Genomic DNA, 22,744 nt, shown 5'->3' with positions numbered 1-22,744 from the left:
CCTTGGATCAGAGGAAGTAGAGCCGGTTGAGGGACACGGACTCGGCGGGTTCGGAGCGCAGCGGGTCGCCGTCGAGCGTGACCAGGCCGGTACGCCGGTCGACGTCGACCGCTCCGGTACGGGAGTTGAGCCGCAGATCGGCCGGGCCGATGCCGCGGGTGCCGCGGACGGCGACCCGGCGGCGCCGGGTGGGCATCGTGTCGCTCCCCTGCTCGGCGGCGGCGCGGGCGACGAAGGCGACCGAGAGATCGGCGGCGGTGGCGCCGTACGAGCCGAACTGCGGTCCCAGCACGAGGGGTTCGCAGGTGTCGGTGGCCGCGTTGGGGTCACCGGTCACGCCGTAGGCCGGGAAGCCGGACTTGAGAACGAGCTGCGGCTTGGCGCCGAAGTACTCCGGACGCCACAGCACGATGTCGGCGAGCTTGCCGGTCTCGATCGAGCCGACCTCGTGCGAAAGGCCGTGCGCGATGGCCGGGTTGATGGTCAGTTTGGCGATGTAGCGCAGGACGCGGGCGTTGTCGTCGCCCTCGCCGTCACCCTCCAGCGGGCCCAGCTCGGCCTTCATCTTGCCGGCCATGGCGAAGGTGCGCCGGACCGTCTCACCGGCCCGGCCCATGCCCTGCGCGTCGGACGAGGTGATGCCGATCGCGCCCAGGTCGTGCAGGACGTCCTCGGCGCCCATGGTGCCGGCCCGGATGCGGTCGCGGGCCATGGCGGCGTCGCCGGGCAGGTCGGTCTTCAGGTCGTGGACGGAGACGATCATGCCGTAGTGCTCGGCGACCGCGTCCCGGCCGAAGGGCAGGGTGGGGTTGGTGGAGGAGCCGATGACGTTCGGGACGCCGGCCATCTTCAGCACGTTCGGCACATGGCCGCCGCCGCAGCCCTCGATGTGGAAGGCGTGGATCGTACGTCCCTCCAGCACCCGCAGGGTGTCCTCCACGGACAGGCACTCGTTCAGGCCGTCGCTGTGCAGGGCGACCTGGACGTCGTGCTCCTCGGCCACCCGCAGGGCCGTGTCGAGCGCGCGTGTGTGGGCGCCCATGTCCTCGTGCACCTTGAAGCCGCTCGCCCCGCCCTCGGCCAGTGCCTCGACGAGCGGTGCCTCGTGGGACGACGAGCCCCGGCCCAGGAAACCGATGTTGACCGGCCAGGCGTCGAAGGCGCCGAACGCGTGCCGAAGCGCCCAGGGCGAGTTGACGCCCACGCCCCACACCGGGCCGAACTCCTGCCCGATGATCGTGGTCACGCCGGAGGCGAGGGAGGCCTCCATGATCCGCGGCGACAGCAGGTGCACATGGGTGTCGACGGCACCGGCGGTGGCGATCAGCCCCTCCCCGGACACGATGGACGTGCCCGTGCCGACGACGACGTCGACGCCGTCCAGGGTGTCGGGGTTGCCGGCCCGGCCGATGGCGTGGACGCGCCCCTCGCGGATGCCGATGGACACCTTGCGGATGCCCTGGACCGCGTCGATCACGACGACGTTGCTGATCACGACGTCGCACGTGTCACGGACGGCGGCGGCCTTCAGGTGCAGCCCGTCGCGGGCGGTCTTGCCGAACCCGGCGAGGAACTCGTCGCCGTACCGCTGGGCGTCCGACTCGACCCGGACGGTGAGCCCGGAGTCGCCCAGGCGGACGCGGTCGCCGGCGCGGGGGCCGTGGGTGGCCGCGTAGGCGTGCGGGTCGACGTGGACCGACCTGCTCACCTCTCGCCCCTTCGAGCGGCTCATCGCTCCTCGCCTCCGTCCTCTGCGCCCTGGTGCGCGACGCCCAGGTATCCGCAGGCGGCGGCTCTGCGCAGCGCCTCCCGCCTCGCGCCGGGCGCGTCCAGCGGGCCGTCGACCAGACCGGCGAAGCCGATCGCGATCCGCTCGCCGCCGATCGGCACCAGGCCCACCTCCTCGCTCTCCCCCGGCCCGAACCGCACCGAGGAACCCGCCGGTACGGCGAGCCGCATGCCGTAGGACCTCTCGCGGTCGAAGTCGAGCCGCGGGTTGGCCTCGAAGAAGTGGAAGTGGGAGGTGACGGAGACCGGCACGGACGCGGTGTTGGTGACCTGGAGCCGGACGGCCGGTTCGGGGTCGGCGTGCCCGGGCCCTGGCAGCAGCGCGCCCGGCGCCCGCTCCCCCAGGCCGCCGCCGATGGGGTCGGAGACCACCGCCAGCCGGGAGCCGTCGTCGAAGACGGCCTCGACCATCACCTCGGTGACGATGTCGGCGACACCCGGCAGCACGTCCTCGGGACCGAGCACCGAGCGGGCCGCCTCGACGGCCTCCGTGAGCCGCCGGCCGTCGCGGGCCGCCTCGCAGACCGTGTCCGCGATCAGCGCGGTGGCCTCCGGCACGTTCAGCCGGAGACCGCGCGCCCGGCGGGCCCGGGCCAGCTCGGCGGCCCCGAAGAGCAGCAGCCGGTCTCGCTCGGTGGGGGTCAGTCTCACGACACCGCACCTCCTTGTCCTCCGCGATTTAGAGCATCACTCTAAACCTAATCATCGGACAGGAGGGGGATTGGCTGGCGAATCGATCAATATCACATTGAGCGTCGCTCGAACTCATCGGGCGAGGTGGCAGGGCAAAGGACTCCTGAACGCACGGGGGCCGCCCCGGACGCGGAGTCCGGGGCGGCCCCTGGGCGTGCCGGGCGGGCGTCAGCCCAGCTTGTGCATCCAGCCGTGCCGGTCCTCGGCCTTGCCGCGCTGGATGTCGAGGAGGGTCTGGCGAAGGCGGACTGTGACCTCGCCGGGCTCGCCACCGCTCTGCCGCCACTCGGCACCGGCCCGCTTGACGGTGCCGACCGGGGTGATCACGGCCGCGGTGCCGCAGGCGAAGACCTCGGTGAGGGTGCCGTTCTCGGAGTCGCGCTGCCACTGCTCGACCGAGACCCGGCCCTCCTCGGACTTGTAGCCGAGGTCGCGGGCGACGGCGAGCAGGGAGTCACGGGTGACGCCCTCCAGGATGGAGCCGGTCAGGGTGGGCGTGACGATCTTGTCGCCGTACACGAAGTACAGGTTCATGCCGCCCAGTTCCTCGACCCACTTGTGGTCCACGGCGTCGAGGTAGCAGACCTGGTCGCAGCCCTTGGCGGCGGCCTCGGCCTGGGCGAGCAGGGAGGCGGCGTAGTTGCCGCCGGTCTTGGCGTCGCCCATGCCGCCGGGGACGGCGCGGACGCGGTCCTCGGAGACCCAGATCGACACCGGCCGGACCCCGCCCGGGAAGTACGCGCCGGCCGGGGAGGCGATGACGATGAACAGGTACTCGTTGGCGGGCTTGACGCCCAGGCCGACCTCGGTGGCGATCATGAACGGGCGCAGGTAGAGGGACTCCTCGCCGCCGTGCGCGGGCACCCAGTCCCTGTCCTGCTGCACCAGGACGTCACAGGCCTCGACGAACGTCTCGACCGGCAGCTCCGGCATGGCGAGACGGCGCGCGGAACGCTGGAAGCGCTTGGCGTTCTGGTCCGGGCGGAAGGTGGCGACCGAGCCGTCGGGCTGGCGGTAGGCCTTCAGGCCCTCGAAGATCTCCTGGGCGTAGTGCAGGACGTTGGTGGCCGGGTCGAGGGGGATCGGCGCGTACGGAACGAGCTGGCCGTCGTGCCAGCCGCGTCCCTCGGTCCACTTGATCGTCACCATGTGGTCGGTGAAGTGGCGGCCGAATCCGGGGCTGGCCAGGATCGCCTCGCGCTCCGCGGCGGCGAGCGGGTGGGCGGAGGGCTTGAGCTCGATCGTGGGCGTCGTCATGAGTGGTTGTCCTTCACCGGTGAGTAGTGACCGGGCCGCGCTCACGCCCCTCACCGGCCGGTGGCCGGTGCTAGGACGTCCGAGCTTTCCCTCATGTCGCGGCTCCGCGTTCGATTATCGCGCGCGGGCCACGCCGGACGGAATCGGGGTGAAAGCGGCCCAGTGGATGATGGTGGCACCCGGCGAGGCACAAAAAAAGCCGCCGGGTGCGGATGCGACCCGACGGCTTGTGCGCGGCGCGGCGGGTCAGCCGGCTACGCGTACGGCGAGGGCGTCGCCGATCTCGGAGGTGCTGCGGGCCGGCTTGCCCACCCGCTCGGTGAGGTCGGCGGCGACCGCGGCGTCGATGCGGTCGGCCTCGGCGTCGTGGCCGAGGTGGCGCAGCAGCAGCGCGACGGACAGCACCGTGGCGCTGGGGTCGGCCTTGCCCTGGCCCGCGATGTCCGGGGCCGAGCCGTGGACCGGCTCGAACATGGACGGGAACTCGCGGCCGGGGTTGATGTTGCCGGAGGCGGCGACACCGATGCCACCGGAGACGGCCGCGGCGAGGTCGGTGATGATGTCGCCGAAGAGGTTGTCGGTGACGATCACGTCGAAGCGGGCGGGGTCGGTGACCAGGTAGATGGTCGCCGCGTCCACGTGGACGTAGTCGGTGGTGACCTCGGGGTACTCCTCGGCCACCTTGTTGAAGACGTTCGTCCACAGGTGTCCGGCGAAGGTCAGCACGTTGTTCTTGTGGACCAGCGTGAGCTTCTTGCGCGGGCGGGCCTGGGCGCGGGCGAAGGCGTCGCGGACCACACGCTCGACACCGTAGGCCGTGTTGACGGAGACCTCGGTGGCGACCTCGTGCTCGGTGCCCTTGCGGATGGTGCCGCCGTTGCCCGTGTAGGGGCCCTCGGTGCCCTCGCGGACGACCACGAAGTCGATCTCCGGCTGGCCGGCCAGCGGGGTGGAGACACCGGGCAGCAGCTTCGACGGGCGCAGGTTGACGTGGTGGTCGAAGGCGAAGCGGAGCTTGAGCAGGAAGCCGCGCTCCAGCACGCCGGAGGGGACCGACGGGTCGCCGATGGCGCCGAGCAGGATGGCGTCGTGCCGCTTCAGGGCGTCGAGGTCGGCGTCGGTGAGGGTCTCACCGGTGGCGTGGTAGCGCTTGGCGCCGAAGTCGTACTCCTTGGTCTCCAGCTTCACATCCTGCGGCAGGACGGCGGAGAGGACCTTCAGACCCTCGGCCACGACCTCCTGGCCGATGCCGTCACCGGGGATCACTGCGAGATTGATGCTGCGAGACATGTCGGCACCCTACCCCTCGTCCCAGAGGATGACATGCCCTGTCCGCGATGCGGACATGTGGGCCATCGGCCTCTTCCGGGGCGCGGCGAGGCCGCGCCCCGGAACCCGGGCGGGTGCGGCTCCCGGATCGGTGCCGGCTCAGTGGCCGGTCTCGCCGCCGTTGTCCCGGCGGTCGAGGGCGCGCTGGAGGGCGGCGGCGGCGTTCTTGCGCTCGGACTCGGTCGAGCGGGACACGTGGCGGACTCGGCGGCGGACGGTCGTCTCGGCCATGGTGGATCGACTCCTTCGGGAAACCGGAGTACGGCAAGGGGGTTGCGAGACTCCCCCGCTGCCTAATGGGCGCGGGCGGGGCCCCCGGAGGGCGGGGAGCGGTGCCGCAGGGGTCGCCTGCACGGGCCCGGCTCGCGACCGCCACTCGCTGGATCGAGCGAGACGTTCGACTCCTACAAAACTAAGGGAGCCCGCCGCGCCTGTCTGCACAATTACTCGGACTTCCTACTATCTGAGACGGCGGATCCCGCCACACGGCCGCGACCTGCGCTTTGTCCGTGTACGGTCGGCTCGGGCTTTCACTCGATCGACACGGACGTCCGCCACCGCCAGTAACGGAGAGGGTCGAATGAATCAATCCGCGCGCGAGGGGGCCTTCCGCCTCGAAGACCTGTGGCCGAGGTTCGAGGGGTGGCTCGCCCGCAACACCCCCGAGGACGAGGCGGCGCTCCGTCCGGGCGCGTCCGCAGCGGAGCTGGCCGGGCTCGAGGCCGAGCTCGGGTTCCCGCTCCACGTCGAGCTGAAGGCGCTGCTCGCCCGGCACAACGGTGTCGTCCCGCGCAGGTCTAGCACACAGGCCGGGGCCTTCGTCCTCGGTCACGGCCTGCTCGACACCGACGGGATCGCGGAGTGGCGCCGCAATCTCGCCGACATGGCGTCGGAGGCCGTGGAGGAGGGCTACGAGGACGAGGTCGTGGGGCGGACCGCGCACGAGCGGTGGGTGCCCTTCGCGCAGAGTCTCACCGGCGACCTGCTCTTCGTGGACCATCGCGGCGACCACTACGGCGAGGTCGGGGAGATCTCGTTCGGCGATCCCGAGTACCGGTGGCTGTGGCCGGGACTGGGCCTGATGCTGCACGACCTGTGCGAGTCGCTGGAGGGCATGGCTCCGCTGCCGACGGCGGGCCGCCGTCCCTCCGTCCACGAGGGGCGCATGCTCGAGTGGGTCACCGGCTGAGCGTGCCGGGAGACGGAACCGGCCCGCCAGGTATGTGACCTGGCGGGCCGGTTCACCGGCGCCTGCCGCTAGCCGATGTTGCAGACGGACTTGATGTCGCAGCCCTCGAAGCCGGTCTGGACGTAGTACGCGTCGTTGTCCAGGAGCCTGATCTCCGAGGTGAACCGTCCGAGGTCACCACCGGCGTCGGTGTTCTGCTTGGCCGGAACCGCGGCCCGGCCGCAGATCTCGTTCCAGCTCGGGTACGGGTAGTTGTTGTCCAGCTCCAGCATCCAGCTGCCGTCGGTCTGCTTGTCCGCGTACATCTGGACGCAGTACTTGCCGGAGCTGAGCGTCTGCCCGCCGCTCTCGCGCGACTTCGCGAAGGGGTACTCGTCGCAGCTCGTCCCGTCCGCGGCCGGGTTGGGGTTCCACTCCGCCACGGCGAGCATGCACATCTTGTCCCGGTTCTCCTTGGCCTTCGTATCGTCGGCCAGGCGGTGCAGCGGCTTGTCGTACTTCTCGCTGCCCGGGTGGGACGCCAACTTCTCCATGAGCACCCAGTAGTACGAGGCCGCGGCCGGGTACTTCTTGGTGTTCAGCTGCAGCGTCGGGGTGTACTTCGGGAAGACGCACCCCGTGTTGCCGCCCACCTTGTTGTCGCACCGGACGTCGAACCCGTTGTTGCTCCACTTCGGGACCGCCTGGACGGCGGCGTCCGGGGTGGACCAGCTGGTCTGCCAGGTGAAGTCGAGCAGTGCCTCGCCACCGCTGACCTTGTTCCACGAGAAGGTGTTGGTGCGCGTGGCGACGTGCGGGTCCCCCGCGGTCCAGGTGGTGCCGCCGGTCCAGGTGCCGTAGCTCTCCGAGCAGGCGGTGGTGGACCAGCACTCCTCGTCGTACGAGGTCATCGTGGTGGAGCTGATGCCCGTCATGTTGACCAGGGAGACCTCGGTCCACGTGGTGAACTGGTTCGACTTCGGGTCGAGGTTGATCTCCTGGATGACCTTGACGGTCGCGTTGCCGACGGGAGCGCCGTCACGGGTCGCGGTGAGCACGAGGAGCCCGCGCATGCAGCCCTGCGTCCTCGTCTGCATGGCGGCGCCGTTGATGTCCTTGCACCATCCCACGGGGCCCGCCGCGGCGGCCGCGGACGGCGCGGCGCCCTCGGCGGTCTTCGCGCTGTTGCCGCTCCTGGCGCTCCTCTCCTCCTTCTTGGTCAGCGGCTTGTACGTGGCGCACATGGTGACGCCGTCATGGCCGGTCGAGCACGACTCCCTGCCCGAGGCACCACTGAGCGCACGGGACATGAGCGAGGTCGTGGTGCCGACCTCCTTGGCGTCCTGGGCGGCCACGAAGTCCACGTCGGGGGCGTTCGGGTCCGCCTCGGGGAAGGTGATGGCGTTCAGGCCGTCGTGGTCGCCGGGCACGAACGCGAGGGCGTCGAAGGCGATGTCCTTGGTGCCGTCGCCGCCGTTGAAGTTGTCCAGGCTCACCTGCGGCGTGGTGTCGGTGAACCGGTAGGACCCCAGGGACACCCACTTGTTGGACTGGTTGTCCGCCTGCGAGATCTGCTTGGTGACGGTGCCGAACGCCGTCTGGATCCGGTAGTTGGCGGCGCCGGTCTGCGCCCCGTGGTCCGGGATGTGCGCGAACACCTCGGCCTGGCCGCCGTATTCGGTGATCTTCCGCCCCAGCTTCCAGGTCCCGGTCACCTTCATCCGGTCACCCGGCGGCGGGTAGGACTCCGGGGACCGGGTGTGGGTGAACCAGAAGTGGTTGCCGTAGCCGGCGCCGATCTGGTGGGTGTCGATCTTGCCGGGGTAGGTGGTGATGGTCTGCCCGGTCTCGGAGTCGACGATGTCGGAGGGCTGGTAGGTCAGGGTGAAGGTGCCGTCCGATTTCGCCGGGCCGCAGCCCCGTGAGTTCGATCCGGCCGGCGTCGTGCCGTCGGGGATGTCGTCGACGATCAGCGCGCCGGAGGGCAGACCCGAGGAGCAGCGCGGCGGATAGGAGGCCGCGTCGGCCTGTTCCGGGTAGCTGGTGTTGAAGCGGTGCACCTGGTGCCCGCACTGGGCCAGCTTGTCGCAGTCCTTCCACTGGGCCGACTTGTCCCACCAGCAGTGCAGCCAGTGCGGGTTGGTGTCGCTGTCGCCCGAGTCCAGGGTGCAGGCGCCCTGGCCGGGGTCGTTGGAGTCGTTGTCACCGATCTTGGACGGCTCGCAGTTGTTGCTGCTGTCGCAGAACAGGTCGACCGGCGGCTTGACCGAGGTGCGCTCGTCGACGCTGTTCCACCAGGCGGCGAGGTAGCCGGGGCGGAAGTCGCCTGGGGCGAACATCGCGGAGATGGGGCGTGCGGCCCAGCCGAGCACCTTCTCCTCGTAGGGCCAGTCCTGCGGGTGCGCGGCGTGGCTGTAGTCGTCCTTCGACGGGTCCACGGCGCTCTGCAGGAACGGCACGCGGTTGGCCTTCCACAGCGGGTTGGCCGGGTTGTTGGTCCAGCCCAGGCCCTGGTGGCCGGCGGAGTCCGGGGTGTTGTAGAAGCCGGAGTTGTAGGCCCACAGGGCGAAGAACCAGTTCTCGATCCACTGCGGGTTGCCGTTGTTGACCTTCATCCCCGCGTAGTACGTGTCGTTCCACTTGTGGGAGAGGATCTGCGCGCCATAGGCGATGTTGGCGGTGTAGTCCAGCGCGACGGCCTCCTGCGTGGCCGGCGGCAGCGCGGTCTCGCCCGGCTTGGTCTTACCCGCCAGGCGCATGCCGTCGGTGGCCTGGGTGATGCCGTAGCCGCAGTCGGCCTTGGAGAAGTTGACGCGCCAGGGGTCGGCCTGGGTGCCGTCGGAGGTGTACTGGGTGCCGTAGTAGTTGCCGATGAGGCTGTTGGAGGTCACCCCGGGGACCGCGAAGCGGGTGGCCTGCCACATGTTGGACTCCTGCGCGGTGACACCGAGCATCACCTGCGAGGGGATGTGCCACCGGTCGGTGACGTCGGGGTCCTCGTTGTCGAGGGTGCCGTTGGGGTCGCCTGCCAGCACCACCGGTGGGAACAGCCCGCCCGGGCTGTAGCCGTCCATGCCGGTGTTCTTCCAGTTGGCCGGACGGTCGAGGCGCAGCTCACCGACGACGGCCTGGTCCACGGCCCACTCGACCTGCCGCGGAGTGGGCTGGAACGCCTGCTTTCGCACGTCGTTGCGGGCGACGGCGCAGTAGCGCTCGTCGGTGCCCTCGCTCGGACCGGTCGGGGACGCCGACAGCGGCTGGCTGCGCGCCAGTTGCGTGGAGGCACCGCCCTTGCCTGCGGCCTTGCCTGTGGTCTCCCCGGCGGCCTTCCCGGTGGACCGCTTGCCCGTCGGGACGCCGAGCGCCGGGGACGGCCCGATGCCGGTCGCGGCGTTCCTCCCCTTGGCCTTCGGGGTGGTGTCCAGGGTGACGGACGCGCCGGTGGCCAGCACCCGCAGGCTGGTGCGGGCGGCCCGTGCGGCGTCGGCCTTGTCGGGGGTGATCAGACTGGTCCTGCCGTCCGCCCAGGTGGTGGTGACGGCGGCGTGTCCGAGGCTGGACATGCGGGCGCCCTTGGGCAGCCGGCCGGGGTTGGCGACCGTGCCGGGCAGGGCGCCCTCGCTGGTGGCCTTTCCGGTGATGAACACCTTGCCCGCCGGAGTGCCGGCCAGGTCCCACTCGGTGAGCTTCCCGGAGGCCACGGTCGTGGGGGTGGCCCGCTCACCGCCGCGGACCTTCGCCGGGGTGAGGTGCTGGGCCCGGCTCGTCGCCTTGTTCGTCGCCTTCTTGTCGGCGTCGCGGTCGATGAAGGTGATGCCGCCGTCGGCGTCGGCGGTGATCTGGAACGGCGTGTGGCGGGTCCGTGCCAGTTCCTTCTCGGTCCCGCCGTCGATGCGGACGAGCCGGTTGCCGTGGGCGGCGACGATGCCGTGCCCGGTGGGAATGGCGGAGGTGACCTCGCCGGGACGCCGGACCGGCTCGTCCTGCTTGCCGGTGTGCGTGTCGACGGATATCAGCCGGGTGGTCGGGGTCTTGTCGCCCTCGTAGGAGAGCTGGGTGAACACGGCTCCCTCGCCGTTGCCGCAGCCGGGGCTGAAGTAGGCCAGCGAGGAGGTGAACGGCAGTTTGGTGACCTTGCCGGAGGTGAGGTCGACCACGGCGGTGAACGCGCCGCGTGCCATCAGTTCGGGCCGGTTGGTGAACGTACGCGGGGCGTAGGAGACGGCCGCGTACCGGCCGGAGGCGGTCAGGCAGGCGTTGCCGATCCAGTTGTCCGCGTCGAAGCCGTCCTCACGCAGGGTGGCCGCCGTCCGCCATCCGTACCCGGCGGCCTCGTCGGCGACCAGCAGATGGAAGCCGGTGGCATCGCCGCTGGTGGTGAACGCCGTGTCCTTGGACGCCCGGTAGCCCGAACCCAGGGTCCGGGCACGGTCCTCGGCGGGAATCGCGGACGGCTCGGCCGTCACCTTGGCCGGCGCGCTCCGCCAGCCCTGTACCGCCCCCTTGGGCGGTGCGGGGTCGGCCGCCTGGGCGGGCACGGCGAGAGGCAGGGCGAGCGCGGTGGCGGCCGCTGCCGCCATCACCACGAGTGATCGCTTTCTGTGTCTCACAGATCCTTCTCGGTTGTGGGGGTTCGACCGGGCACGACCGGGACGACGGCGCCGCGCACAGAAGGAAGCCCCCGCGCCGGGTGTGGTGCGGGGACTCGACCGAACGCGCTTACTTCATGACTGGGTCATGCCAAATCAGAGGGTCGTTCGAACCCTATCCCGAGAGGGCGGGGTGGAGCATCGCGATTTCCGCTCGCTGATGCGGCGTCAAACTACGCTCCCGCCAGGCAAGTCGAAGGCCTGCAGGCGATGCGGCTCGGGTGCCCGCCCCCAGAAACCTAACCTGTAAAACTCCATTGACCAGTTAGGTCGGAGTGTGCTGGACTGCACCCATGTCCACTCACCGGGTCCACCACCGCACCGTCACCGTCCGCGGCCTCGAGGTGTACTACCGCGAGGCGGGCCCCTCCGACGCCCCGGTGCTGCTGCTCCTGCACGGCTTCCCGAGCAGCTCGCACATGTTCCGCGATCTGATCCCGCTGCTCGCCGACCGGTACCGGGTGATCGCCCCCGACCACATCGGCTTCGGCCGGTCGGCGACGCCCGGCCCGGCGGAGTTCTCGTACACCTTCGCCGAACTCGCCGCCATGACGGACGAGTTCACCCAGCGGCTGGGGCTGGAGCGGTACGCCCTGTACATCCAGGACTACGGCGCCCCGATCGGCCTGCGCCTCGCCCTCGCCCACCCCGGCCGGGTGACCGCGATCGTCACGCAGAACGGCAACGCCTACGAGGAGGGGCTCGGCGAGGAGGCCTGGGCGCCCGTGCTGGCCCTGATCGAGAAGCGGACGCCGGAGACGGAGGCGCCGGTGCGGGAGATCTACACCCCCGACGGCATCAAGTGGCAGTACCTGCACGGCGTTCCGGACCCCTCACTGGTCAGCCCGGACGCCTACGAGCACGACGCGGCTCTGCTGGCCCGCCCCGGCCAGTCGGAGATCCAGCTCGACCTGATCTCCGACTACGGCGCCAACTTCGCGCTCTACCCGTCCTTCCACGAGTACTTCCGCGCCACTCGGGTCCCACTGCTCGCGGTCTGGGGCGGACACGACGAGATCTTCGTGCCGGCCGGCGCGCTCGCCTTCCAGCGGGACCTTCCGGAGGCCGAGGTGCACCTGCTGCCCGCCGGGCACTTCGCCCTGGAGACGCACGCCGACCGGATCGCCGCGCTCATGCGGGACTTTCTCGGCCGTCACCTGCCCACCGGCTGAGCAGTTCGCGGAAGCCCTCGGGGTCTTCCATCCACGGCAGGTGCCCCGCGTCCTGGAGAGTCACCCGGCGGACGTGCGGCAGCGCCCCGGCGAGGGAGTCGACGGCGGTACGGGGGCGGATGTCATGGGCGCCGTCGACGATCAGCACCGGCACCCGGAGAGCCCGGCAGGCGGAGTGCAGCGCGCGGGTGCCCCAGGTGCGCTTGCGCTCCTCGTCGAGGGCTCCGGCGCACTGGGAGTTGATCCCGAACCATGGCTCGGCCATGCGCCCGGCCGGCTCCAGGGCCCGGTCCCGGTCCTCGAACTCCACGGACCAGTGCAGCACGGCCCGTTCCCGCTCCTCGTCCTCCGTGCGTTCGGTGCGGCCGGACAACTCCCGCCATCGGGCGAGGCGTTCGGGGTGATCGGCGAGGCGGGCGAGGAAGTTCTCCCTGTACCCGGGGTGCCAGTCGGCGTCCGGGCCGATGCCGATACCCGAGACGTACACCAGCGCGCTCACCCGGTCCGGATGCGCCAGTGCGTAGCTCAAGCCCAGCTGAGCGCCCCAGGAGTGACCGAGCAGCGCCATCCGCTCCAGGCCGAAGTGCCGTCGTACGGCGTCCAGATCGGCCACGAACCGCTCGCTCTTCCAGGGGCCGTCGCAGCGCTCCGAACGGCCGCAGCCGCGCTGGTCCCAGCGGATCACCGGGGTGACGTCCGCGAGCAGCGCGGCCAGGTCGCCGAACATGTCCCACAGGCCCGGGCCGCCGTGGCACAGCACCAGCGGGTCACCGTCGCCGCCCGAACGCTCCGCCCACAGCCGTACTCCGTCATCCGCTGTCACCGTCATGAACGCATTGTGACAGGGCCGGAATTGGCAACGGGCCGGGAAGCCTGCTCGGGGGTCAGGCTTCCCGGCCCGAGTTCACGGGACGGGCCGGTCAGCCCATGTGCGGGTAGGAGTAGTCGGTCGGCGGGACCAGGGTCTCCTTGATGGCGCGGGTCAGGGTCCAGCGCATCAGGTTCTGCGGGGCGCCCGCCTTGTCGTTGGTGCCGGAGGCGCGGCCGCCGCCGAAGGGCTGCTGGCCGACCACGGCGCCGGTCGACTTGTCGTTGATGTAGAAGTTGCCCGCCGCGTAGCGGAGCTTCTCCATCGTGTACGCCGCCGCGGCGCGGTCGCCCGCGATGACCGAACCGGTGAGGGCGTAGTCGGAGACCGACTCCATCTGGGTCAGCATCTCGTCGTACCGGTCGTCCTCGTAGACGTGCACGGCGAGGAACGGGCCGAAGTACTCGGTGGTGAAGACCTCGTTCTCCGGGTCGGTGCACTCGACGACGGTCGGGCGGACGAAGTAGCCGACCGAGTCGTCGTAGGTGCCGCCCGCGACGATCGTGCAGGCCGCGTCCGCCTTCGCGCGGTCGATGGCGGCCTTGTTCTTGGCGAAGGAGCGGTCGTCGATGACGGCGCCGATGAAGTTCGACAGGTCGGTGACGTCGCCCATGGTCAGGTGGTCGACCTCGGCCGCGAACTCCTCCTTGAAACCGGAGTTCCAGATGGACGCCGGGACGTAGGCGCGGGAGGTGGCCGAGCACTTCTGGCCCTGGTACTCGAAGGCGCCGCGGGTCAGGGCGGTCTTCAGGATCGCGCGGTCGGCGCTCGGGTGGGCGACCAGGAAGTCCTTGCCGCCGGTCTCGCCGACCAGACGCGGGTAGGAGCGGTACTTCTCGATGTTGTTGCCGACCGTCTTCCACAGGTACTGGAAGGTCTTCGTCGAACCGGTGAAGTGGATGCCCGCGAGGTCCCGGTGCTCCAGGGCGACCTTGGAGACCTCGATGCCGTCACCGGTGACGAGGTTGATGACGCCCTTGGGCAGGCCGGCCTCTTCCAGGAGCTGCATGAGCAGCACGGCGGCGTGGGTCTGCGTCGGGGACGGCTTCCAGACCACGACGTTGCCCATGAGCGCGGGGGCGGTGGGCAGGTTCGCGGCGATCGCGCTGAAGTTGAACGGCGTGATCGCGTAGACGAAGCCCTCAAGCGGGCGGTGGTCCATGCGGTTCCACACACCCGGGGAGTTCGCCGGGGGCTGCTCGGCGAGGATCTGGCGGGCGTAGTGGACGTTGAAGCGCCAGAAGTCGACCAGCTCGCAGGGGCTGTCGATCTCGGCCTGCTGGACGGTCTTGGACTGGCCGAGCATCGTGGAGGCGGCGATGGTCTCGCGCCAGGGGCCGGACAGCAGCTCGGCGGCGCGCAGGATGATCGCGGCGCGGTCGTCGAAGGACATGGCGCGCCAGGCCGGCGCGGCGGCCAGGGCCGCGTCGACGGCGTCCTGGGCGTCCTGCTGGGTGGCGTGCCGGCCGGTGCCGATGACGGCCTTGTGGTTGTGCGGCTGGACGACCTGGAAGGGCTCACCGCCGCCGAGGCGCTTCTCGCCGCCGATGGTCATCGGCAGTTCGATCGGGTTCTCGGCCAGCTCCTTGAGCTTGGCCTCCAGGCGGGAGCGCTCGGGCGAGCCGGGGGCGTAGCCGTGCACCGGCTCGTTGACCGGGGTGGGGACCTGGGTCACAGCGTCCATAGGATCCTTGACTCCTTGTACGTGAGCGGGTGTTCGGGCTCAGCCCTTGCTGACCATGCTGCGCAGGAAGAAGCGCAGGTTCGCCGGCTTCTCCGCGAGACGGCGCATGAAGTAGCCGTACCAGTCGGTGCCGTAGGCGGTGTAGACGCGCATGCGGTGGCCCTCGGCGGCCAGCCGCAGGTGCTCGTCGCCGCGGATGCCGTACAGCATCTGGAACTCGTACTCGTCCAGCTTGCGGCCGGCCTGGTGAGCCAGCTCCTGGGCTATGGAGATCAGGCGCGGGTCGTGGGACCCGATCATCGGGTAGCCCTCGCCCTCCATCAGCGTCCTCAGGATACGGACGTACGCCTTGTCGATCTCGTGCTTCTGCTGGTACGCGACCTCGGCGGGCTCCTTGTAGGCGCCCTTCACCAGGCGCACCCGGCTGCCGGCCTCCGCGAGGCGGCGGGCGTCGGCCTCGGTGCGGAAGAGGTAGGCCTGGATGACGCAGCCGGTCTGCGGGAAGTCCGTCCGCAGTTCCTCGTGGATGGCGAACATCGAGTCCAGGGTGGTGTGGTCCTCGGCGTCGAGCGTGACGGTGGTGCCGATGGCGGCGGCGGCCTCGACGACCGGGCGGACGTTGGCGAGGGCAAGCTCGTGGCCGCCCTCCAGCGCCTGGCCGAACATCGACAGCTTGACGGACATCTCGACCTTCTCGCCCAGCTCCAGCTCCTTGAGCCGGCCGATCAGCTCGAGGTAGGCGTCCCGGGCGGCGGCGGCCTGCTCAGGGGTGGTGATGTCCTCGCCGACGACGTCCATCGTCAGCTCCAGGCCCCTGGCCGTCAGGTCCCTGACGATCGGGACGATGTCGGTCACGGTCTCGCCGGGGATGAAGCGGTCCACGACCTGCTTGGTCACCGGGGCCGCCGAGATCAGGCGTCGCATCCGGTCGCTGCGCGACGCGGCGAGAATCACGGGACCCAGCACGGGGCACCTCCACTACAAAAGCACCGAAGACCGGCCGAGCCCGACGATTCGGGTACGGCACGGAGAACCACCGTGAAACCTATGGATTTCTTCGATCGTCTGCCATCGACAGCTGTCACGCATCCGCGACCGCGTTCTCAGACAGATGTATGAAGGGGCGCGTAAATGCGGGAGAATGCGGGGGTGACGTCGGACTACAAGGCTGACTACCAGGAGCTGGTGGACGAGGTCTCGGAGCTGCTGGGCGTCCCGGCGACCCTGGAGAACCGGGACTTCGAGCTGATCACCTTCGGCGCGTACGACAGCGAGGGCGACCTGGACCCGTCGGCCCTGGACCCGGTGCGCACCCGTTCGATCCTGACCCGGCGTTCCACCGCGGCGGTGCGGGAGTGGTTCGAGGGGTTCGGCATCACCCGCGCGACCGGCCCGGTGCGGATCCCGCCGACCCCGGAGGCCGGCGTCTACCGGGGACGCATCTGCCTGCCGGTGCGGCATCGGGGTGTGGTCCTCGGTTACGTCTGGCTGCTGGACGACGACCCGGGCCCGACGGAGGCGCAACTGGGCGCCGCCATGCAGGTGACGGGCCGGATCGGTGCCCTGCTCGCGGACGAGCAGCGGGCGGGGGCGGGGCTGGGCCGGGAGCTGCGGGCGGTGCTGACCGCGGAACGCGGCTGGCAGCAGGACATGGCGGTGGCCGAACTGCGCACCGCCCTGGGGACGCGCGGGGACGGCCCGCACACGCTGGTCTGCGTCGCCCCCTGGCCGTCGGCCGACCCGGACGACGCGCCGTCCGTCCGCACCGTCCCGCACGCCACGGCCCTGTGCACGGTCCCGTGGGGGGCCACGCAGCAGAGTCTGGCGGTGCTGGTGCGGCTCCGCTCGGCGGACGTGGCGACACCGGCCCTGACGGCGGCGTCACGGGTGCTGAAGGAGTCGGCGGGGGCGCGCGGCGCGCGCCGGCCCAGGGACGCGGCCGCCGCCGGGGTCGGTGAGTCTCGTATCGGGCTCGCCGAGCTGGGAGAGGTCTGGCAGGAGGCGTCCGCCGCGGCGCGTGCGGCGCTGGCGGAGCCGCGGTTCGGGCCGGTCGCCGAGTGGGGGCGCGTCGGGCCGTACCGGCTGCTGACCGCGCTGCCGCCGCAGACCGCCCACGACCCCGCGGTCGGCCCGCTGCTGGCCCCGGCCCACCGGGAGCTGGCCCGCACCGCCGAGGTCTACCTCGACTGCGCGGGTCAGGCCGGCCGCACGGCGGCCGAGCTGGGCGTCCACCGGCAGACCCTCTACTACCGCCTCTCCCGTGTCGAGCAGCTGACCGGCCTCGACCTGGACGACGGCGAGGACCGGCTGCTGCTGCACATGGCCCTGAAGCGGGCGCGGCTGACGTGAGGGCCGAGCCGAGCGGTCAGCCGCTCGCGGCCTCGATGATCCGGCGCAGGCCTTCGGTCAGCGCGTCCCCGTCGGGGGCGGTCTTCGGGTCGAAGGTCCACTGGGCGATGAGCCCGGTCATCAGGGTCACGTAGAACCTGCCGAGGGTGTCCGCGGTCTCGTCCGGGACGTCCTCCTCCCGGCCGCCCATGAGCATCGGGACGAGGCCGCGGCCGGCCTCCCGCTGGGCGAGCGCCAGATGGTCGCGGACCTCGGGCAGTTGGTCGCCCATGACCACGATCTCCATGCTGAGGCGCCACATCGAACCGGGCTCGCGCATGGTGTCGACGATGTTCGACCACACCCACCGGAAGCGTTCCAGGGACCCGGGCGCACCCTCCGGCTCCACGGCACCCCCTCCGTCGAAAGCGTCGGACGCGCCCTCCACCAGCGCGACGTACGCCTTGGCCAGCAGGGCGTCCTTCGACCCGTAGTGGTAGCCGATCGAGGCCAGGTTGGTCCCCGAGGCCTTGACGATGTCGCGCGCCGTGGTGCGCGCGAAGCCCTTCTCCAGCAGGCAGCTCTTGGCGCCTTCCAGCAGATCCTCACGGTGTCCCATGCGGGCCAGCCTAGCGCCGAATCCATACGACCGTCCTAGACGCATGACTTATACAAGCGTTCTAGACAAGCGTTTAGGACGTCCGTACAGTCACCGTCATGACGAACTCGACGAGCAACGACTCCCCCGGCGGCCGCGCCGGCCGCCGCGAATGGACCGCGCTCTGCGTGCTGATGCTTCCGCTGCTGCTGGTCTCGATGGACGTCTCCGTCCTGTACTTCGCCATCCCGGCGATCAGCGCGGACCTGGAGCCGAGCGGCACCCAGCAGCTGTGGATCTTCGACATCTACGCCTTCGTCCTGGCCGGCCTGCTGATGACGATGGGCTCGCTGGGCGACCGCATCGGCCGACGCCGGCTGCTGCTGATCGGGGCCGCCGCCTTCGGTGCCGCCTCCCTGGTGGCGGCCTACGCGAACAGCGCCGAGACCCTGATCGCGGCCCGCGCCGTCCTCGGTATCGGCGGCGCGACCCTGATGCCGTCGACCATGGCGCTGGTCCGCACGATGTTCACCGACCCCGCGGAGCGGGCGAAGGCGATCGGCATCTGGTCCGGCGTGATGACCGGCGGCATCGCGCTCGGCTCGGTGCTCAGCGGTGTCCTGGTCCAGTACTTCTGGTGGGGCTCGGTCTTCCTGGTCAACCTGCCCGCGATGGCGCTGCTGCTGCTCCTCGGCCCGGTACTGCTGCCCGAGTCGAGGAACCCGGAGCCCGGCCGCTTCGACCTGCTGAGCGTGCCGCTGTCGATGGCCGCGGTGCTCCCCGTGGTCTACGGCCTCAAGGAGATCCCGTCCGAGGGCTGGCACCCCCGGTACGTCGTCCCGATCACCGTGGGCCTGCTCTTCGCGGTGCTGTTCGTCCACCGTCAGCGCACGGCGGCCTCCCCGATGATCTCGCCGGCCCTCTTCCGCGGCCGCGGCTTCGCCCCCGCGGTCGTCCTGAACCTCGTCTCCTCGCTGGCGATGCTGGGTTCGGCCTTCTTCACCACGCAGTACCTGCAGTCGGTGCTGGACAAGAGCGCGATGGAGGCGGCCCTGTGGGCACTGCTGCCTTCGGTGCCGATCGGCATGGCGGCCCCGGCCGCGACCGCCCTGGTCCAGCGGGGCGTCGACCGCGCCCATGTGGTCACCGCCGGCTTCGCCGTCGCGGCGGCGGGCTACGGGATGCTGGCCCTGACCGGCACGGACTCGCTCTGGCTCGTCCTCGCCGCCTGTGGCGTACTGGCGTCCGGCATCGTCATGGTGATGTCCCAGATGACGGACCTGGCGATGGGCACGGCTCCGGTGGAGCAGGCGGGCGCGGCCTCGTCACTGCTGGAGACCGGCCAGGAGTTCGGCGGCGCGCTGGGCATGGCGGTCCTCGGCTCCATCGGCACGGCGCTCTACCGCCACGAGATGCCGGCCTCGGCCCCGGCCGAGGCGCACGAGACCCTGGGCGGCGCGCTCGCGGTCGCCGGACGGCTGCCGGGGCGCACGGGGGACGCCCTGGCGACCGCGGCCCGGGAGGCGTTCACCACCGGGATGCACGGGGCGGCGATCGCGGGGGCGGCGGTGCTGGCTCTCGCGGCCGTCGCGGCGGCGGTGACGCTGCGCGGAATCGGGACGCGGCGCACGCCGGCGGCCACGGCCGAGGTGGAGACCGCGGCCTGAGACGCGACCGAACACGAAGAAGCGCCGGACGGGTCCATGACCCCTCCGGCGCTTCCCGGTTGTCGGCTTGGTCAGACCAGGTTCACCGAGCGGGCGGACGTGGCCCCGATCTCCTCCGCGACCTCGGCCAGCACGCCGGCGGCCACCGTGTCGTCGACGGTCAGGACGGCCAGCGCCTCCCCACCGGCCGCCGCGCGGGCGACCTGCATGCCGGCGATGTTGAGGCCGGCCTCGCCGAGGATGCGGCCGACGGTGCCGACGACACCCGGACGGTCCTCGTAACGCAGGACGACCATGTGGTCGGCGAGGGCGAGGTCGACGTCGTAGTCGCCGACCGCGACGATCTTCTGCAGATGCTTCGGGCCGGCCAGCGTGCCGGAGACCGACACCTCCTCGCCGCCCGCCAGCGTGCCGCGCACGGTCACCACGTTGCGGTGCTCGGCGGACTCGGAGCTGGTGGTCAGGCGCACCTCGACACCGCGCTCCTGCGCGAACAGCGGGGCGTTGACGTACGACACCGTCTCGTCGACGACGTCCTCGAAGACGCCCTTGAGCGCGGACAGCTCGAGCACCTTCACGTCGTGCTGGGTGATCTCGCCGTAAACCTCGACGTCGAGGCGGACCGCGACCTCGCCCGCGAGGGCGGTGAAGATACGGCCGAGGCGCTCGGCGAGCGGCAGACCCGGCTTGACGTCCTCGGCGATGACACCGCCCTGGACGTTCACCGCGTCCGGCACCAGCTCGCCGGCGAGCGCCAGGCGCACGGACCGGGCGACGGCGATGCCGGCCTTCTCCTGGGCCTCGTCCGTTGACGCGCCGAGGTGCGGGGTGCAGACGACCTGGTCCAGTTCGAACAGCGGGGAGTCCGTGCAGGGCTCCTTCGCGTACACGTCGAGGCCGGCGCCGGCCACCCGGCCCTCCTTCAGCGCCGCGTACAGCGCCGCCTCGTCGACGATGCCGCCGCGGGCCGCGTTGACGATGCGGACGCTGGGCTTGACCTTGCGCAGCGCCTCGTCGCCGATCAGACCGAGGGTCTCGGGGGTCTTCGGCAGGTGGACGGTGATGAAGTCGGAGACCTCGAGCAGCTCGTCCAGGGAGAGCACCTTGACGCCCATCTGCGCGGCCCGCGCGGGCTGCACGTAGGGGTCGTAGGCGACGACCTTCATGCCGAAGGCCGACATGCGCTGGGCGACGAGGGCGCCGATGCGGCCCAGGCCCACGACACCGAGCGTCTTCTCGGCCAGCTCGACACCGGTGTACTTGCTGCGCTTCCACTCGCTGTTCTTCAGCGCGGAGTTGGCCTGCGGGATATTGCGGGCGGTGGCGAGGATCAGACCGCAGGCCAGCTCGGCGGCGGTCACGATGTTCGAGGTCGGGGCGTTGACGACCATCACGCCGGCCTTGGTGGAGGCGGAGACGTCGACGTTGTCCAGGCCGACGCCGGCTCGCGCGACGACCTTGAGCTGCTTCGCGGCGGCGACCGCCTCCGCGTCGACCTTGGTGGCGGACCGGATCAGGATCGCGTCGACGTCGGCGATGGCGGGGAGCAGCTCGGCGCGGTCCGCTCCGTTGCAGTGCCGGATCTCGAAGTCCGGGCCAAGCGCGTCGACGGTGGCGGGCGACAGCTCTTCAGCGATGAGTACGACGGGTTTCGAGCTCACGTGAGTCCTCACAAGTCCAATGCGGACGGCCGTCCCGACGGCCGCTGGCGGTGGAGGGGGCTAGCCGCGGAAGACGCACGACGCTGTGGGCCTGACGCGTATGTTCTGCAGCAGTCTAGTGGCGTACAGGAGGCCGTCTTGCGCCTCTGCGGAAGGATCACCCGTCCGTGGCTGGACGGGGTGGACAAAGGGGGCCGGAGCAGTGTGCCCCGACCCCCTGACGTGGGGCTTACGCCTCCTCGTTCACCCAGCTCATCAGCTTGCGGAGCTGCTTGCCGGTGGTCTCCAGCAGGTGCTCGGAGTCCTGCTGCTTGTACTCGTTGTACTTCTTCAGACCGCCGTGGTACTCGTCCATCCAGTTCTGGGCGAAGGAGCCGTCCTGGATCTCGGCGAGGACCTTCTTCATCTCGGCCTTGGTGGCGTCGGTGATGATGCGCGGGCCGGTGACGTAGTCGCCCCACTCGGCGGTCTCGGAGATGGACCAGCGCATCTTCTCCAGGCCGCCCTCGTACATGAGGTCCACGATCAGCTTCAGCTCGTGCAGGCACTCGAAGTAGGCGATCTCGGGCTGGTAGCCGGCCTCGGTCAGGGTCTCGAAGCCCGCCTTCACCAGCGCGGCGGTGCCACCGCACAGAACGGCCTGCTCGCCGAACAGGTCGGTCTCGGTCTCCTCGGTGAAGGTCGTCTTGATGACGCCGGCCCGGGTGCCGCCGATGCCCTTGGCGTAGGACAGGGCCAGCGCGAAGGCGTTGCCGGAGGCGTCCTGCTCGACGGCGGCGATGCAGGGAACGCCGCGGCCCTCCTCGTACTGGCGGCGGACCAGGTGGCCCGGGCCCTTCGGGGCGACCATGCAGACGTCCACGCCGGCCGGGGGCTTGATGAAGCCGAAGCGGATGTTGAAGCCGTGGCCGAAGAACAGCGCGTCGCCGTCCTTCAGGTTCGGCGCGATGGACTCCTCGTAGACCTGGCCCTGGAGCGGGTCCGGGACGAGGATCATGATGACGTCGGCCTCGGCGGTGGCCTCGGCCGGGGTCACCACGCGCAGGCCCTGCTCCTCGGCCTTGGCCTTGGACTTGGAGCCCTCGTGCAGACCGACACGGACGTCGACACCGGAGTCACGCAGCGACAGCGCGTGGGCGTGGCCCTGGCTGCCGTAGCCGATGACCGCGACCTTGCGGCCCTGGATGATGGACAGGTCGGCGTCGGCGTCGTAGAACAGCTCGGCCACTTTGGGTTCTCTCCTTGGTGTGCAGTTTCTGCTCCCACCGTATGCCGGTGAGGGGGAAGGAAGTTTCGGGGTCTCGGCATACGGGCGGACCGTGCGCGCCGGCCGCCCGTACCCAGCCTTACGCGGATCGGTCCAGCGCGCGAAGCGACCGGTCCGTGATCGAACGGGCGCCGCGGCCGATCGCGATCGTGCCGGACTGGACCAGCTCCTTGATGCCGAACGGCTCCAGCATCTTGAGCATGGCGGACAGCTTGTCGCTGGACCCGGTGGCCTCGATGGTCACGGCCTCCGGGGAGACGTCCACGGTCTTGGCGCGGAACAGCTGGACGATCTCCACGACCTGGGAGCGGGTCTCGTTGTCGGCGCGGACCTTCACCAGGACGAGTTCGCGCTGAACGGCCTGGCCGGGCTCCAGCTCCACGATCTTCAGCACGTTGACGAGCTTGTTGAGCTGCTTGGTGACCTGCTCCAGCGGGAACTCCTCGACGCTGACCACGATGGTGATCCGGGAGATGTCGGGGTGCTCGGTGACCCCCACGGCGAGCGAGTCGATGTTGAAACCGCGACGGGAGAAGAGGGCGGCGATCCGGGCGAGGATGCCGGGCGTGTTCTCCACCAGGACGGAGAGCGTGTGCTTGGACATGTCTGGTCTTC

General features: G+C 70.6%; 17 protein-coding genes. 4 read left to right on the top strand and 13 right to left on the bottom strand.

The window, feature by feature from the left end; genetic code table 11:
• Positions 1–7 precede the first annotated feature (7 nt).
• From ACFVVO_RS25130 to ACFVVO_RS25110, 5 genes are all read right to left on the bottom strand, one after another.
• The gene (locus ACFVVO_RS25130) at positions 8–1,732 is read right to left on the bottom strand and encodes an urease subunit alpha (RefSeq protein ID WP_390057849.1); all 1,725 of its coding nucleotides are present in this window, start codon (positions 1,730–1,732) and stop codon (positions 8–10) included.
• Positions 1,729–2,439 (bottom strand): urease subunit gamma, encoded by a 711-nt coding sequence (gene ureA, locus ACFVVO_RS25125; protein ID WP_390057848.1) that lies wholly within the window; start codon positions 2,437–2,439, stop codon positions 1,729–1,731. The genes ACFVVO_RS25130 and ureA overlap by 4 nt, the downstream gene beginning before the upstream one ends.
• A gap of 210 nt (positions 2,440–2,649) precedes the next feature.
• Positions 2,650–3,738, bottom strand: a complete 1,089-nt coding sequence (locus ACFVVO_RS25120; RefSeq protein WP_390057847.1) for a branched-chain amino acid aminotransferase — start codon at positions 3,736–3,738, stop codon at positions 2,650–2,652.
• Between the two features lie 246 nt (positions 3,739–3,984).
• Positions 3,985–5,028, bottom strand: coding sequence for a 3-isopropylmalate dehydrogenase (locus tag ACFVVO_RS25115; protein WP_390057846.1), 1,044 nt, complete (start codon positions 5,026–5,028; stop codon positions 3,985–3,987).
• A 138-nt stretch (positions 5,029–5,166) separates the two neighbouring features.
• Entirely contained in the window at positions 5,167–5,298 is a 132-nt protein-coding gene (locus tag ACFVVO_RS25110; protein WP_359553267.1) for a hypothetical protein, read from the bottom strand.
• Between the two features lie 349 nt (positions 5,299–5,647).
• Between ACFVVO_RS25110 and ACFVVO_RS25105 the strand changes: the two genes are divergently transcribed.
• On the top strand, positions 5,648–6,256 hold the full coding sequence (locus ACFVVO_RS25105; RefSeq protein ID WP_390057845.1) for an SMI1/KNR4 family protein: 609 nt from the start codon (positions 5,648–5,650) through the stop codon (positions 6,254–6,256).
• Between the two features lie 68 nt (positions 6,257–6,324).
• Here the strand turns inward: ACFVVO_RS25105 and ACFVVO_RS25100 are convergent, their stop codons facing one another.
• On the bottom strand, positions 6,325–10,845 hold the full coding sequence (locus tag ACFVVO_RS25100; protein ID WP_390057844.1) for a hypothetical protein: 4,521 nt from the start codon (positions 10,843–10,845) through the stop codon (positions 6,325–6,327).
• 332 nt (positions 10,846–11,177) lie between these two features.
• Here ACFVVO_RS25100 and ACFVVO_RS25095 point away from each other — a divergent pair, with 332 nt between their 5' ends.
• Positions 11,178–12,056 carry an alpha/beta fold hydrolase gene (locus tag ACFVVO_RS25095; protein WP_390057843.1) on the top strand — a complete coding sequence of 293 codons (879 nt, stop codon included), beginning with the start codon at positions 11,178–11,180 and terminating at the stop codon, positions 12,054–12,056.
• Here the strand turns inward: ACFVVO_RS25095 and ACFVVO_RS25090 are convergent.
• The 3 genes from ACFVVO_RS25090 to ACFVVO_RS25080 form a co-directional block, all read right to left on the bottom strand.
• A complete protein-coding gene (locus ACFVVO_RS25090; protein WP_390057842.1) occupies positions 12,016–12,885 on the bottom strand; it encodes an alpha/beta fold hydrolase in 870 nt (289 codons plus the stop codon). The two genes, ACFVVO_RS25095 and ACFVVO_RS25090, sit on opposite strands and share 41 nt — an antisense overlap.
• 91 nt (positions 12,886–12,976) lie before the next feature.
• The gene (gene pruA, locus ACFVVO_RS25085) at positions 12,977–14,608 is read right to left on the bottom strand and encodes an L-glutamate gamma-semialdehyde dehydrogenase (RefSeq protein ID WP_390057841.1); all 1,632 of its coding nucleotides are present in this window, start codon (positions 14,606–14,608) and stop codon (positions 12,977–12,979) included.
• A gap of 39 nt (positions 14,609–14,647) precedes the next feature.
• Positions 14,648–15,574: a proline dehydrogenase family protein gene (locus ACFVVO_RS25080; protein WP_390057840.1), complete on the bottom strand. Its 927-nt coding sequence runs from the start codon at positions 15,572–15,574 to the stop codon at positions 14,648–14,650.
• A gap of 165 nt (positions 15,575–15,739) precedes the next feature.
• Between ACFVVO_RS25080 and ACFVVO_RS25075 the strand changes: the two genes are divergently transcribed.
• On the top strand, positions 15,740–16,957 hold the full coding sequence (locus ACFVVO_RS25075; protein WP_390057839.1) for a PucR family transcriptional regulator: 1,218 nt from the start codon (positions 15,740–15,742) through the stop codon (positions 16,955–16,957).
• Positions 16,958–16,973: 16 nt separating this feature from the next.
• On the opposite strand, the gene ACFVVO_RS25070 is transcribed toward ACFVVO_RS25075, so the two are convergent.
• The gene (locus ACFVVO_RS25070; protein WP_390057838.1) at positions 16,974–17,555 is read right to left on the bottom strand and encodes a TetR/AcrR family transcriptional regulator; all 582 of its coding nucleotides are present in this window, start codon (positions 17,553–17,555) and stop codon (positions 16,974–16,976) included.
• Between the two features lie 98 nt (positions 17,556–17,653).
• On the opposite strand from ACFVVO_RS25070, the gene ACFVVO_RS25065 reads away from it, so the two are divergent.
• Positions 17,654–19,201, top strand: a complete 1,548-nt coding sequence (locus ACFVVO_RS25065) for an MFS transporter (protein WP_390057837.1) — start codon at positions 17,654–17,656, stop codon at positions 19,199–19,201.
• Positions 19,202–19,272: 71 nt separating this feature from the next.
• On the opposite strand, the gene serA is transcribed toward ACFVVO_RS25065, so the two are convergent.
• The 3 genes from serA to ilvN all read right to left on the bottom strand — a co-directional run bounded on the left by serA (position 19,273) and on the right by ilvN (position 22,733).
• On the bottom strand, positions 19,273–20,862 hold the full coding sequence (gene serA, locus ACFVVO_RS25060) for a phosphoglycerate dehydrogenase (protein WP_390057836.1): 1,590 nt from the start codon (positions 20,860–20,862) through the stop codon (positions 19,273–19,275).
• A gap of 229 nt (positions 20,863–21,091) precedes the next feature.
• Positions 21,092–22,090 carry a ketol-acid reductoisomerase gene (gene ilvC, locus ACFVVO_RS25055; RefSeq protein ID WP_390057835.1) on the bottom strand — a complete coding sequence of 333 codons (999 nt, stop codon included), beginning with the start codon at positions 22,088–22,090 and terminating at the stop codon, positions 21,092–21,094.
• 118 nt (positions 22,091–22,208) lie between these two features.
• Positions 22,209–22,733 carry an acetolactate synthase small subunit gene (ilvN, locus tag ACFVVO_RS25050; RefSeq protein ID WP_390057834.1) on the bottom strand — a complete coding sequence of 175 codons (525 nt, stop codon included), beginning with the start codon at positions 22,731–22,733 and terminating at the stop codon, positions 22,209–22,211.
• Between the last annotated feature and the right edge of the window lie 11 nt (positions 22,734–22,744).

Source organism: Streptomyces sp. NPDC058145 (assembly GCF_042884245.1).
Taxonomy (GTDB): Bacteria; Actinomycetota; Actinomycetes; order Streptomycetales; family Streptomycetaceae; genus Streptomyces.
The sequence above is the reverse complement of the archived record's forward strand: the minus strand, read 5'-3'. Positions and strand labels throughout refer to the sequence as shown.